The organism is Tomitella biformata AHU 1821 (genome assembly GCF_000524475.1).
GTDB lineage: Bacteria > Actinomycetota > Actinomycetes > Mycobacteriales > Mycobacteriaceae > Tomitella > Tomitella biformata.
Window position 1 is genome coordinate 1 of record NZ_BAVQ01000016.1, and the last position, 13,617, is coordinate 13,617.

General features: G+C 70.3%; 13 protein-coding genes. 11 read left to right on the top strand and 2 right to left on the bottom strand.

The annotated features are described in order from the left end of the window. The 9 genes from TBIF_RS07385 to TBIF_RS23185 form a co-directional block, all read left to right on the top strand. Positions 1–986: phage major capsid protein (locus TBIF_RS07385; RefSeq protein ID WP_024794194.1), on the top strand; the 986-nt coding region annotated here is incomplete at its 5' end. After that, on the top strand, positions 983–1,309 hold the full coding sequence (locus TBIF_RS07390; protein WP_024794195.1) for a hypothetical protein: 327 nt from the start codon (positions 983–985) through the stop codon (positions 1,307–1,309). The genes TBIF_RS07385 and TBIF_RS07390, both read left to right, overlap by 4 nt. After that, entirely contained in the window at positions 1,309–1,674 is a 366-nt protein-coding gene (locus TBIF_RS07395) for a hypothetical protein (protein ID WP_024794196.1), read from the top strand. Before TBIF_RS07390 ends, TBIF_RS07395 begins: the two co-directional genes overlap by 1 nt. A gap of 18 nt (positions 1,675–1,692) precedes the next feature. Then, positions 1,693–2,106, top strand: a complete 414-nt coding sequence (locus tag TBIF_RS07400; RefSeq protein WP_024794197.1) for a hypothetical protein — start codon at positions 1,693–1,695, stop codon at positions 2,104–2,106. A 2-nt stretch (positions 2,107–2,108) separates the two neighbouring features. Then, positions 2,109–2,489, top strand: coding sequence for a hypothetical protein (locus TBIF_RS07405; RefSeq protein ID WP_024794198.1), 381 nt, complete (start codon positions 2,109–2,111; stop codon positions 2,487–2,489). A 1-nt stretch (position 2,490) separates the two neighbouring features. Then, positions 2,491–2,754, top strand: a complete 264-nt coding sequence (locus TBIF_RS23175; protein ID WP_024794199.1) for a hypothetical protein — start codon at positions 2,491–2,493, stop codon at positions 2,752–2,754. A gap of 145 nt (positions 2,755–2,899) precedes the next feature. Then, positions 2,900–5,044 (top strand): hypothetical protein, encoded by a 2,145-nt coding sequence (locus TBIF_RS24425; protein ID WP_051461410.1) that lies wholly within the window; start codon positions 2,900–2,902, stop codon positions 5,042–5,044. A 4-nt stretch (positions 5,045–5,048) separates the two neighbouring features. Then, on the top strand, positions 5,049–6,572 hold the full coding sequence (locus TBIF_RS07425; protein WP_024794200.1) for a hypothetical protein: 1,524 nt from the start codon (positions 5,049–5,051) through the stop codon (positions 6,570–6,572). 11 nt (positions 6,573–6,583) lie between these two features. Next, complete coding sequence (locus tag TBIF_RS23185) at positions 6,584–7,168, top strand: hypothetical protein (RefSeq protein ID WP_038170326.1); 585 nt, start codon at positions 6,584–6,586, stop codon at positions 7,166–7,168. On the opposite strand, the gene TBIF_RS23190 is transcribed toward TBIF_RS23185, so the two are convergent. Further along, positions 7,165–7,992, bottom strand: coding sequence for a tyrosine-type recombinase/integrase (locus TBIF_RS23190; RefSeq protein ID WP_051461411.1), 828 nt, complete (start codon positions 7,990–7,992; stop codon positions 7,165–7,167). The two genes, TBIF_RS23185 and TBIF_RS23190, sit on opposite strands and share 4 nt — an antisense overlap. Before the next feature lie 307 nt (positions 7,993–8,299). On the opposite strand from TBIF_RS23190, the gene TBIF_RS07440 reads away from it, so the two are divergent. Next, the gene (locus TBIF_RS07440) at positions 8,300–9,949 is read left to right on the top strand and encodes a SulP family inorganic anion transporter (protein ID WP_038170327.1); all 1,650 of its coding nucleotides are present in this window, start codon (positions 8,300–8,302) and stop codon (positions 9,947–9,949) included. Between the two features lie 29 nt (positions 9,950–9,978). Here TBIF_RS07440 and TBIF_RS07445 read toward each other — a convergent pair whose 3' ends face one another. Further along, positions 9,979–10,950: an MsnO8 family LLM class oxidoreductase gene (locus tag TBIF_RS07445; RefSeq protein WP_024794203.1), complete on the bottom strand. Its 972-nt coding sequence runs from the start codon at positions 10,948–10,950 to the stop codon at positions 9,979–9,981. Between the two features lie 255 nt (positions 10,951–11,205). Here TBIF_RS07445 and TBIF_RS07450 point away from each other — a divergent pair, with 255 nt between their 5' ends. Next, entirely contained in the window at positions 11,206–13,587 is a 2,382-nt protein-coding gene (locus TBIF_RS07450) for an ATP-dependent Clp protease ATP-binding subunit (RefSeq protein ID WP_372435170.1), read from the top strand. The last annotated feature ends 30 nt before the right edge of the window (positions 13,588–13,617 follow it).

Sequence of the window (13,617 nt, forward strand, 5' to 3'; positions counted from 1 at the left end):
AGCCCGCCCCCGCCGCGCCGCCCGCGCAGCCCGCCCCCGCCGCGCCGCCCGCGCCGGCCGCACCGGCCGCACCGATCCCGTTCGCCGCCGCGCCCGCCAGCCTGACCGCGTCCGCCGCCCGCATCCCGCGCACCCTGTCCAACGTCCTCGACACCCTGCACGCGGTGCGCGGCGGATCGCCGGACCTGACCGCCGCCCTGGCCGATATCACCCGCTCCGCGAACCCGTGGGTCTCCCCAGACGGCTGGGTCGGCGAGCTGTGGTCCGGCCTATCCTTCCAGCGCGAGATCGTCCCGCTGCTGACCCACGCGCCGCTCGCGCACTGGCAGATCACCGGCTGGCGCTGGGTCAACAAGCCCACGGTCGGCGACTACGCCGGCGACAAGGCCGAGGTGCACACCAACCTGCCGACCACCGAGTCCGTGTCCGTGGAGGCCGCCCGCCTGGCCGGCGCGCACGATATCGACAGGAAGTTCTTCGACTTCAACGACGCCGAGTTCATCCGCGCCTACTTCGCCGCGATGACCGAGTCCTACGCGATGCAGTCCGACGCGAAGGCCGCCGCGTTCGTCCTCGCCTCGGCGACCGCCGCCGGCGACGCGCCCGACCTGCTCCGCGCCGTCGCCCGAGGCGCACGCTCGGTCAAGCAGAAGTCCCGCGCCAAGGCCACCTACGCCCTCGTCAACGACGTGGACATGGAATCGCTGCTGGACTTCACCAAGCTCGACGTGCCCGAGTTCCTGGGCCTGCTCGGCATCGAGCCCGACAAGTTCGTGCAGACCTCGCAGGTGCCCGCCGGCACCGTCATCGTCGGCGCGAAGCCCGCCGCGACGTTCTACGAGCTGGGCGGCTCCCCGATCCGCGTGGAGACCGTCAACCTCGCGCACGGTGGCCGCGACGCCGGCGTGTTCGGCTACTACGCCACCCTGCTGCACAACGCCAACGGCATCGCCAAGGTCACCTACACCCCGCCGGTCACGGCGTGACCACCCCCGCCCCGGCCCCGTTCACCGCCGAACAGGTCCGCCAATACCTCCGCCTCGACGCCGGCGTGGACACGGACCTGCTCGAGGGGACCACCGCCGCCGTGATCGACCTCATCGGCGGATGGAAAGGCGACCCCGCCGTGTGGCGGCCCAAGTGGACCCAGGGCGGGATCATGCTCGCCGCCCGCCTCTACCGCCGCCGCAACAGCCCCGCCGGCGTCGAGTCGTTCGGCGATATGGGCACCGCCTACGTCCAGCGCAACGACCCCGATCTCGCGCTGCTCCTGGACCTGGGCCGCTATACCGCCCCGGCGGTCGGCTGATGGCCTTCACCCCCGCCCTCGACGTGCCCGCCGTGATCGGCGGCGTCATCGACGAGCTGAAATCCGCCGGCCTGTCCGCGACCGCCGAGCCCGCCGACCTGAACCCGCCATGCGCGTGGGTCGCCGTGGACAAGGTGGAGCACTCGCTCCTATGCGGCGGCGGCGTGGTCCGCGTCCGCATCTACCTCATCGCACCCGACGTGGGCACGATGCAGGCCCACCGCACCCTGTCCGAAATGCTCGACAAGGCCCTGACCGTCATCGACCCCGATCAGGACACAGTCCTGGACGAGGGCATCCGGCTCCCCGCCGGCGGCGGCCCGCTCCCGGCCTACATGGTCACCGCCGAGATTGAAACCCCCTAAGACACAAGGAGATTCACCATGGCTGCGAACAGCTACAAGATGGGCCCCGGCACGCTGACGATCGGCGAGACCGGCACGCTGCAGGATATGTCCTGCCAGATCACCAGCGCCAAGCTCTCGCCTGACAAGGACGCCGAGGACGACCTGAACGTGCTGTGCGGCGACGTGGTCCCCGGCGAGGTCACCTACACATGGACCCTCAACGGCACCCTCGTCCAGGACCTGTCCCCCGACGGCGTCAACCTGTGGTCGCTGACCAACGCCGGCGCGCAGCTCCCGTTCACGTTCACCCCCAGCACGGCCGTGGGCCAAGCGTTCGCCGGCATCGTCACCGTGGACCCCCTGGAGATCGGCGGCGACGTCAAGACCAAGCCCACCGCAGACTTCGAGTGGTCCCTCGTGGGCCAGCCCACCGTCACCCCGATGGCCTAGCCATGGCGCAGGCCGTCGTGTCCGTCGAGGGCGGACGTCAACTCCGCGCGTCGATGCGACGCGCCGGCGTGGACGTGACCCAGCTCAAAGAGACCCACAAAGAGGTCGCCGGCGTCGTCACCCGCGCAGGCCAGCCGAGCACCCCGCGCCGCTCGGGCAAGCTCGCCAGCTCCGTGCGCCCCGGCGCGACACAGACCGCCGCGATCGTCCGCGCCGGCGGCGCGCGCATCCCCTACGCGAACGCCATTCACTGGGGATACAAGAAACGGAACATCGCGGCGCAGCCGTGGCTCTCCGACGCAGCACGGAAAGAAGAACCGCGCTGGTTCGGCATGTACACCGAAGAAATCGAAGCAATCCTGAACACCATCAGAGGAATCTAATATGTCCGCACTGATTGTCACCATGGACACCGGCGAGAAGCTGACCGTGGAAACCCGCAACCCCGACCGCATCGCGTGGGACCGCACCAGCCGCAAACACAAGTGGGGTCCGTTCTCCGAGTCCCCGTTCATCGGCATGACGTTCCTCGCCTGGGCGGGCCTGACCCGCACCAAGCAGGTCGACTGCACGTGGGAGGAGTTCTCCGAGACCCGATGCGTCGATATCGAATCCGACGATGAGGACGATGCGGCGGACCCTATCTAGACGGGTCGCACACCCGTCTGCTCATCGCGCTCTCCGTCGCGACGCATATCCCGCTCCGCGATCTGGTGGAGCTGACCGACGACGAGATCGCGACCTATATCGACGTGATCACCGAGGCCTCTGAGGCCGCGAAAGGATAGTGGCTGTGGCGAACAAGACGGCAATTCTCGCCATCAAGATCATTGCCGACGCCGCCGGCGCGTCACGCGGGCTGGACGAGACCGCCTCGAAGTTCGACAAGTTCGAGTCCATGGCGGGCCGCGCGGCCATCGGCGTGACCGCCGTCGTCGGCGCGCTCGCCGCCGTGGGTAAAGCGGCGTTCGATGAGGCGTCCGCGCTGCAGCAGTCCGCCGGCGCGGTCGAGTCCGTGTTCGCGGCCCAGGCCGAGGCCGTGGACAAGCTCGCCGCCGGCGCGGCCCAGACCGTGGGCCTGGCCACGTCCGAATACAGCCAGTTCGCCGCCGTCGTCGGCTCCCAGTTCAAGAACCTCGGCGTGCCGATGGACGAGGTTGTCGGCACCACCGACGCCCTGATCGCGAAGGCCGCAGACCTGTCGGCGATGTTCGGCGGCACGACCTCCGAGGCCGTCGAGGCGCTCTCTAGCCTGTTCCGTGGCGAGACGGACCCGATCGAGCGCTACGGCGTGTCCATCAAGCAGTCCGACGTGAACGCCCGCCTGGCCGCGCAGGGCCTGTCCAAGCTGGAGGGCGAGGCGAAACGCAACGCCGAGACCCAGGCCCGCCTGGCCCTGCTCAACGAGCAGACCGCCGCCGCCACTGGCCAGTTCGCCCGCGAGTCCGAGACCGCCGCTGGCGCGCAGCAGCGCATGTCCGCCGAGGTGAAGAACGCGAAGGCCGCTCTCGGCGAGGCGCTGCTCCCCGTCGTCGCCGGCGTGGCCACCGAGCTGGGGAAGATGGCCACCTGGGCGAAGGAGAACACCGACACCCTGCAAAAAATGGCCCTCGTCGTGCTCGGCGTCGCGGCCGCCGTGTACGCCGTGAACGCCGCCCTGAAGCTGTACCACGCGCTGATGGCCCTCGTGAACGGCGTCAAGTGGCTGATCGTCAAGGCCCAGGCGATGGGCGCGGCGATCGCGTCCGGCGTGTCCTGGGCGGTGTTCTACGTCCAATACGCGGCGATGATGGTCGGTATCGGCGTCCAGTCCGCCGCCGCTTGGCTGACCGCGAAGGCCCAAGCCGCCGGCGCGGCGATCGCGTCCGCCGCCGCCTGGCTGACCTTCCGCGTCCAGTACGCCGCGATGATGGTCGGCATCGGCGTGCAGTCCGCCGCCGCCTGGGCCGTCGCGAAGGCGCAGGCGATCGGCTCGGCGATCGCGTCCGGCGCCGCCTGGCTGACCTTCCGCGTCCAGTACGCGGCCACCATGGCCGCGATCGGCGTCTCGGCCGCCGCCACCTGGCTGGCCGCCAAAGCCCAGTCCATCGGCTCCGCGCTCGCGTCGGCCGCCGCGTGGGTCGCCTCGTCCGCTTCGACCGTCGGCGCGCTCGCGCTGCAGGGCGCGGCGTTCCTCGCGCAGAAGGTCGCAATGGCCGCCGGCGCGGTCGCCACCGGCGTCATGACCGCCGCGCAGTGGGCACTGAACGCCGCGCTGAACGCGAACCCGTTCGGCCTGATCGTGATCGCGATTGTCGCCGTGATCGCCGTGATCGTGCTCCTGTGGAACAACTGCGAGACCTTCCGCAACGTCGTCACCGCCGTGGCGTCGGCGGCCGCCGCCGTGTGGCAGTGGGTCGTGGACGCGGTCTCCGGCGTCATCAACTGGGTCGGCCAGCTGCTCGACAAGGTCGGCGGCGTCGGCGGCATCTTCGAGGGCGCGATGAACATCGCCAAGGGCGCGGTGGACCTGCTGCTGGCCCCGATCCGTGCCGTGATCGACCTGGTGTCCTCGCTCATCGGCTGGATCGGCCGGATCAAGTTCCCGTCCCCGCCGTCGTGGATCTCGGACCTGTTCGGCGCGGGCGGCGCGGATGGGCTCAACATGGTGCCCGCTGCCCTGGACTACACGAGGTTCTACCCGGCCGCCCCGGCCACGTTCGCCGCCCCGCAGCCCGAGCTGACCGCCGCGGCGTCCCCGCTCGCCGGCCTCGCCAGCCTCGCCGGCGGCGGCGGCACCACCAACGTCACGAACGTGAACATCACCGTGGACGGCTCCGGCATCGTGGACCCGCGCCGTGTCGCCGCCGAGATCCGCGACGTGCTCGCGCTCGACGCCTCGACGCGCGGACTCACCCCCGCCTCGATGGGCCGCTCCACCCGATCCGGAATCAGGTGACCTGATGGGCTGGCATATCACCCCCACGCTGACCATCGGCGGCGTGCCCGTCGAGTGTGATCCCTCGCTGCTCGACCTCGCGCCCCTGGCACTGGACGATATTGTCACGACCTGGGGGCGCACCGACTACCTGGCCGACGCCGAGCCGGCCTCGGCCCGGCTGGCCGTGATCGACGCGACCGGGCACTGGGGGCGGCGCGTGCGCGACGGCACCGCGCTCGGCCTGGCCGTGATCTTCGGCTGGTCCGGCACCCCGACCGGCCCCACCACCGGCGACCCGATCACCGGCACCCTGTTCCGTGGCCGCACCGCCCATGTCGATGCTCGCCGGACCGCGAACACGACCGCCACCGGCGCGCGTGTCTGGCAGGTCGAGATCACCGCCGCCGACATGACCGCCGACCTCGGCAACATGATCACCTTCCCCGAAACCTGGCCGTCCGAGTCGATGCTCGCCCGCGCTATCCGCATCAAATCCCTTGCCGCGCAGTCACAATCAGGCATTGGAGACTTCTACTTTTGGCCCGGCTACGTCGAGGCCACGACGTGGCCCCTTGACGTGGCGAACAAGACGGCGCTCGACCTGTGCGCCGACTTCTACCGCAGCATGGGCGCGGACACCTACAGCTACGACCCCGAGACCCAGGACATACGCCAGTCGATCCGGCTCTCGCAGCCCATGGCCATGCGCCTGGCCACGTTCGACACCGGCACCGGCGCAGTCATGCTCATGTCCTCCGACGTGACCGTGGACGGCATCGTGTACCCCGGCATCGGACTCTCCGGCTGCGAGCTTGCCGCCGAGCTGGCGCTGACCGCCTCGCGCGATACCGATATCAACACCCTGGAATGCCAGTGGAAAGACTTCTCCACCGGGTACGGCGACTGGACCACCGTGCGCTCCGAGGTCGTGCCCGGCGACTCCCGCCGCGCCCTCGCGTGGACCAGCTGGCTCGACAACGGCACCACGATAGACCCCACCCTCGATAACGTCTGGGACAAGGTGCGCTCCGAGGCCCGCACGCCCCGGCACCCCGTCGTGACCGCCAAGCCCGGCCACGAGTTCATCACCGAGGGCCTCGCCCGCTGGCTCCTGCAGGGCTGTGAGAACACGCGCAGCGCGTATCTCAATGGCGACGAGCTGCACCGCTGGCTCTACGAGGGCATATCGGGCACCCCGCCCCTGTACTCCCCGCTCGGCGGCGTCGTCACGTACACCGCCAAGCGTGGCTGGGCGATCGCGCTCGACGTGCAGATGATGGACACCACCACGCCCGTCGGCGCGGCCGCCGCGATGACGTGGGCCGGCATCCGGCAATACCGCTGGACCACGACCACGCCCTCGGTGCCGTGGTGGTGGTTCCCCAAGCCCGCGCCGGTGCCGGTGATGTCGCCGACCCCCGAGCGCGACCTGACGTGGGGCGCGCCGGCCGAGGGCGCAGGCTACCGCTTCGACCGCTCCACCACATGGGGCGACCTCCGGCACCTCGCCGCCGACACCCCCGAGATCCACGAAGAACTCGACTAGGAGACACCCCCATGCCCACCACCCCCGTCTACGGCATCCCGTACCCGTCCGAGGGCGACCCGATCTATGAAGGGGCGCAACAGATGCGGGCGATGGCCCTCGGCATCGACGCCGCCCTGGCCGCCGCCGAGATACCGCCGACCACCGCCTCCGAGATCGCCTCGTGCTCGATGACCCGCTCGACTAACCTCTCAATCCCCAACGGCGCGGACACCTTCGCCGCGTGGACTGTGACCGAGTGGGACACCAAGCCCGGCGGCGTCGCGATGGCCTCAGCCTCGGGCATCTACGCCCGCACCGCCGGCATCTACCGCGTGAGCGCGTTCGCCGCGTGGGAGACAGACGGTTTCAACGAGATCATCGCGCTGACCCGCACCCGCTCCGGCATCTCCACGCTGCTGCTCGCCGAGGGCGACGCGTCCGCAGCGTGGTTCCGGGGGCACTCGCTCTCGACCGAGCTGGCGCTACAGGCCGGCGACCTGATCCGGCTCCGCGCTACCCAGACCTCGGGCACCGCCCGCAACCTCGGCACGGCATGGATCGGCGGCGCGGCATGGCCGCGCCTATCGGTGACGTTCGTCCGGCCGACGCCCTAGGCGGCCCGGTAGGGGTCGAGCCGGTCGACCGCGCCGCGTCGGCCGGCCTCCGGCACCTTCGTGTAAATCTGGGTCGTCGCGATCGACTGGTGGCGCAGCAGCTCCTGCACCGCGCGCAGGTCCGCGCCGTCCTCCAGCAGCGTGGTCCCGTACCAGTGCCGCAGGCTGTGCGCGGTCCCCCGCACCCCGGCCCGCCGCATCGCCTGGGACACAATCTGGCTGACCGACTTGCGGTGCACGTGCTGGCCGGCGCGGGTAACCGGCGCCGGAAACCAGAATCCGTGGCGCGGCATCAGGTCCGCGTAGGCGAGCAGGATGCGGTGCACCGGGAGCACCTTCGTGCGGCCGCCCTTGCCGATCACCGTCATCTGCTGGCGCGCGAGGTCGATGTCCTCGCCGCGAAACTTCGCGATCTCGTGCGCGCGCAGGCCGGCGAGCGCGGCGAGCAGGATCATCAGCCGCGTGCGGCGGTGCATGTTGATCGAGAGCAGGCGCATCAGCTCCGCGTCGGCGACCGGGCGGGCGATCCGGTCGGGGGCGCGCGGCGTGCCCACGCGGATCATCGGATTGTCGTAGCGGTGGCCCTGCAGCTGCAGCCAGCCAAACCACTGGGCGACGTAGGAGTGGTACGTCACGTGGGTGCCGGCGGACCAGTGATCGGCGTGCGCGGCGAACCAGCGGACGATCTCGACCGGCTCCAGGAGCGCCGCGAGGCGGCCGGTCTCGCGTTCCAGGTTGCGGATCACGCGGGTGCGCTCGGCGATGGTGATAGGAGAGCGCCGGGCGGCATGCTGCCAGACCTCCCATTCAGAGATCAGGGGCATGTCGGAAGGTCTACCAGCCGAAATCACAGGCGTTGAAATCACACTCGTGTGATTCGGTCATGCCACTAGGTGTGACTTCGGTCGGAAGGGGTGAATCGTGCCTCTTGTAATCTGCAGGTCGCCGGTTCGAGCCCGGCTGGGGGCACAGCACGAACGAGCGGGGCATCCTCTTCACGGAGGGCGCCCCGCTTCGCTTTTCCCGGTCTCAGATCGCTAAACCCCTGCTCAGATAGGATGAGCCTCGATGTGGGGTGTCGGCGACGCCCCGAGCTGATTCCGGGGCTGTCCCCCAGAGCGAGGAGCGTCAATGCGCTGGGCTGCCCACACCCGAGGTTTGCTTCCCACCAAAGGTGATTGGTCCCCGGTTCGCACCACCTGGCGGCCGGACGTCACGGCAGGCCTGACGGTCGGCATCATCGCGCTCCCACTCGCCCTCGCGTTCGGCGTGAGCTCGGGCGTCGGGGCCGCGGCGGGGCTCGTCACCGCGATCGTCGCGGGCGCGGTCGCCGCCATCTTCGGCGGCTCCAACGTCCAGGTCTCCGGCCCGACGGGCGCGATGGTCGTCATCCTCGCCCCGATCGTCGCCACGCACGGGGTGGGCGCCGTGGCCCTGCTGAGCCTGATGGCCGGCACGCTCGTGCTGTTGATGGGCGCGCTGGGCCTGGGCCGGTCGGTGGCCCTGATCCCCTGGCCCGTGGTCGAGGGCTTCACGCTGGGCATCGGCGTCATCATCTTCCTGCAGCAGGTCCCCATGGCCACGGGCACCGAGGTGGCGGCCGGACAGAACACCGTCGTCGCGGCGGCCGAGGCCATCTCCGTGGCCCAGTGGCCGACGGTGGCGATCACCATCGGCCTCGTGTTGCTGGTGACCGCCATCGTGATCGGCCTGCCCCGCTGGCGCTCTGCCATCCCGGCCAGCCTGATCGCGGTGGTCATCGCCACGGTCGTCGTCGAACTGCTGAATCTCGACATCCCCCGGATCGGAGCGCTGCCGAGCTCCCTGCCAAGCCCGACGCTGCCGCCCATGTCGCCCGCGATGATCCAGTCGCTGCTGATCCCCGCCTTCGCCGTGGCCGTGCTGGCCGCGATCGAGTCACTGCTGTCCGCCCGGGTCGCCGCGAGCATGGCCGAGACCGGCTCATACAACCCCGACCGCGAGCTGGTGGGCCAGGGCCTGGCGTCCGTCGCATCGGGCCTGTTCGGCGGGATGCCCGCCACCGGGGCGATCGCCCGCACGGCCGTCGCGGTCCGCAGCGGCGCCCGGACGCGCTTCGCGGCGCTGTTCCACGCGATCGTTTTACTCGCCGTCGTCTATCTGGCGGCGGGCATGGTCGGCAAGATCCCCCTGGCGGCGCTGGCCGGGGTGCTGATGGTGACGGCCAGCCGGATGAGCAGCCGCGCGACGGTCCGCTCAATCCTGCGCACCACCCGCTCCGACGCTCTGGCATTCGTCGTCACCGCGGTCATCACCATCGCGTTCGACCTCATCTTCGCGATCCTCATCGGGGTGCTGGTCGCGGTGTTCTTCGCGCTGCGGACCGTGGCCGAGCAGTCTGGCGTCACCCGGCTCCCCGCCTCGGAGTCGCCGGCCGACGGCGACGAGCACATCGCCGTATTCCGGCTCGCCGGCGCGATGTTCTTCGGCGCCTCCGAGCGGGTGCTAACGGATGTCAGCGCCGTGACCGGGGTGCGGGTGGTGATCCTGCGGCTGGACCAGGTGCGGATGCTCGACGCGTCGGGCGCGCATGCCCTGGTCGAGATAGTCTCCGGCCTCGAGCGGCGCGGCAAGACCGTGCTGCTCGACGGCGTCCAACCCCGTTTCCAGCAGGTGACAGACGCGGTGGGCCTATTCGACTCGCTGCGGCATGAGAACCACATGTTCCGCGACTACGAGCTAGCGCTGGCCCACGCGCGCAGCCATATCGCCCGCGAGGAGCCGGCACCCGACCCCAGCTGAGGGCCGCAGACTCCACCGAGACCTGTCGGCTAGCGGAGCAGCGCCCGCAGAGACTCATCCGAGGCCCGCAGCGCGTGGCGGTCATACGTGGAGGTCGAGGCCAGCAGCTCATCGGCGCCGGTGCGCTCGGCCAACTCCTCAAGTTGCCTGCGCACCGTGGCCGGGGATCCAAGCACCGCGGCGTCGAGCGAGGACTCCACCCGCGCACGCACCTGGCTCGTCCAGTGCTGGGCCAAAATCGCGTCCACGCTCTCCAGCGGGCCGAACTCGCCGACTTGGCGCGACCTCGCCATCGCCCACGCCTCGGGGAGCGCCAAATCGCGAGCGGCCCCGTCGTCATCGGCGAGCGTGACATCGAGCGAGATGATCACGTGCGGCGCCGCAGCGCTCGTCGATGGCCGGAAGTCCCGGCGGTAGGCGACGAGGATGTCGGCGAGCGCGTCCTTGCGTAAGACCGGCCCGCCGATCACCACCGGTAGCCCCAGGCGGCTGGCGATCTGGATGCCGGCGCCGGTGGCCAGCAAGAACATCGGGATCGCCGCATCGGTGACGGTGCGCGGCCGCACCGTCACCGATGCGGTGTCGTCGAGATAGGAGCGGAGCTCTCCGATATCGGCCTCGAAATCGGATGCGCGGTGATCACGCAAAGCATCGCGGACCGGCTCGGTGAACCCCCGCGACCGACCGATGCCGAGGTCTATGCGATCCGGGTGGAGGGCAGCCAGCATCTGGAACTGCTCGGCGACCACGTAGGGCTGATGGTTGGGCAGCATGACGCCGCCCGAGCCAAGCCGGATCCGGTCGGTCCGCGCGCCGATCGCCGCGAGCAGCACCGCCGGCGAACCGCTCGCGACGCCGGGCACCGAGTGGTGCTCGGCCACCCAGAATCTCTCATAGCCCATCGCCTCCGCCCAGACCGCGCGGTCGACTGAGCCGGTGAGGCCCTCCGCGTCGGGTCGACCAGCCCTGGTTCGGGATCTATCAAGGAGAGAGAGCTTCACGCCTGGTCCAACCGAAGTGCATCCCGGAACCTTCCACCAAACCCCCAAATGCCGATACCTGAGTGCCCCACGCTCACCTGCGGTTTGGGCCGCGGGAATTATCCAGCGCACAACGCGGTTAGTTGAGTCAGTAACACTCAAGCTCGAGGAGGATCCCATATGCCCGTCAACTACGGCTCCGGCCGCGATAACGACGCCTACGATCTGTTCTCCCAGTACCTCGCCCGCATGGGCGGCGGCGCGCGCCGGTTCGACATGTCCAAAGTGGCGGACCCGGACACCCGCCAGCTGATCGGCGTGGCACTGCGTGATGCCACCACCCACGGGGCCCGCGAGGTCGACGCGCTGCACATCCTGCGCGCGCTGACCGCCAACCCCGGCGCCGCCGAGCTGCTCGGCCGCGCCGGCATCAATCCGACCGAGCTCGCCGGCCTGGCCAAGAACAGCCTGCCCGCCGGCATGGCGCACCGCGGGGCCGTCGGCTTCGGCGCCAGCGCGGGCGAGGTCCTCAGCGAGTCCTGGCGCGCGGCCCAGGCCTTCGGCAGCGAGCGCGTCGCCCCCGAGCATGTGCTGTTGGCGCTGGTCATGTCCCCGGACACGACGGCCGGCCGCCTGCTCAACGAGGCGGGCCTGACCCCGGAGCGCCTGCAGCAGCTCGCCTCCGGGCAGGAGCCGGACGACGCCGAGGAGGCCCAGTCGGCCACACCCAACCTGGACAAGTACGGCGTGGACCTGACCGAGCGAGCCCGCGGCGGCCATATCGACGCGGTGATCGGGCGCGCCCAGGAGATCGAGCAGACGGTCGAGATCCTCATGCGTCGGACCAAGAACAACCCGGTGCTGATCGGCGAGGCAGGCGTCGGCAAGACCGCCATCGTCGAGGGCCTGGCCCTGCGCATCGCCGAGGGCGACGTGCCCGAGGTGCTGCTGGGCAAGCGCGTCGTCGCCCTGGACCTGCCGGGCATGCTGGCCGGCGCGAAGTACCGCGGCGACTTCGAGGAGCGCATGACCGGGGTGCTCGACGAGATCTCCGCGCACGCCGGCGAGATCCTGCTGTTCATCGACGAGCTGCACACCATCGTCGGGGCCGGCGGGGCCGAGGGCGCGGTCGACGCGGGCAACATGCTCAAGCCGAAGCTGGCGCGCGGCGAGCTGCACGTGATCGGCGCGACCACCCTGGACGAGTACCGCAAGCACATCGAGAAGGACCCCGCGCTGGAGCGCAGGTTCCAGCCCGTGCAGGTCGACGAGCCCAACGAGCAGGACGCCATCGCGATCCTGTCCGGGCTGCGCGGCGCGTACCAGGAGCACCACGGCGTCACCTACACCGACGAGGCGCTGACGGCGGCCGTCGAGCTGTCCGTGCGGTACCTGCCGGATCGCCGCCTGCCGGACAAGGCCATCGACCTGATGGACCAGGCCGGCGCGCGGAAGCGCCTGGCGCGCACCGACGTCGGCGCGCTGACGGAGCAGCTGGACCTGCTCACCGTGGAGAAGGACGCGGCCGTCGCCGCCGAGGACTACGAGGCGGCGGGCACGCTGCGGGATCGCATTGCGAAGCTGCAGTCGCGCATCAACCACCCGACAGGCAAGGGGGACGGTCCGTCCGAGATCACCGCCGAGGACATCGCGCAGATCGTCGCGCGGGCCACCGGCGTGCCCGCCAGCCAGATGACGGAGCAGGACAAGGACCGCCTGCGCCGGCTCGAGGACGAGCTGCACCAGCGCGTCATCGGGCAGCACGACGCGGTGGCGGCGATCGCGCGGGCGGTGCGGCGTAACCGCACCGGGATGGCCGATCCGGGCCGCCCCGTCGGTAGCTTCCTGTTCCTTGGCCCCACCGGCGTCGGCAAGACGGAGCTGGCGAAGGCGTTGGCCGCCAACCTCTTTGGCGACGACGACAAAATGATCCGCCTGGACATGAGCGAGTTCGGCGAGCGGCACACGGTCAGCCGTCTGGTCGGGGCTCCTCCCGGCTACGTCGGCTACGGCGAGGCGGGACAGCTCACCGAGCAGGTCCGCCGCAACCCGTACTCGGTGGTGCTGCTCGACGAGGTGGAGAAGGCGCACCCGGACGTGTTCAACCTGCTGCTGCAGGTGCTCGACGACGGCCGCCTCACCGACGGCCAGGGCCGCACCGTGGACTTCACGAACACGGTGCTGATCATGACCAGCAACCTGGGCTCGGACATCATCTCGTCCCGCTCGGGCGGCATCGGCTTCGACACTGGCGGCCGCGATGCGGACGGCCAGCTCGAGGACAAGCCGCTGCGCGACCGGCTGATGGGGCGGCTGCGCGAGTCCTTCCGGCCCGAGTTCCTCAACCGGATCGACGAGGTCGTGATCTTCCGCAAGTTGGAGCACGCACAGCTGCACCAGATCACCGACCTGCTGCTGACCGACAGCCGGAACCGGCTGGGCGCGAAGAACATCGAGATCGAGTTCACCGACGCCGTGGTCGATTGGCTGGCAGAGCGCGGCCACCAGCCCGAGTTCGGGGCGCGGCCGCTGCGCAGGACCATCCAGCGTGAGATCGACGACCGGCTGGCGGACCTGCTCATCGAGGAGCGCCTACATGACGGCGAGAAGGTGACCGTCGTGGTCACCGACGACGAGCTGGAGCTGCAGGTGAGCTGACGCCGCTCGACGGACCGAGTAGAAGGACGA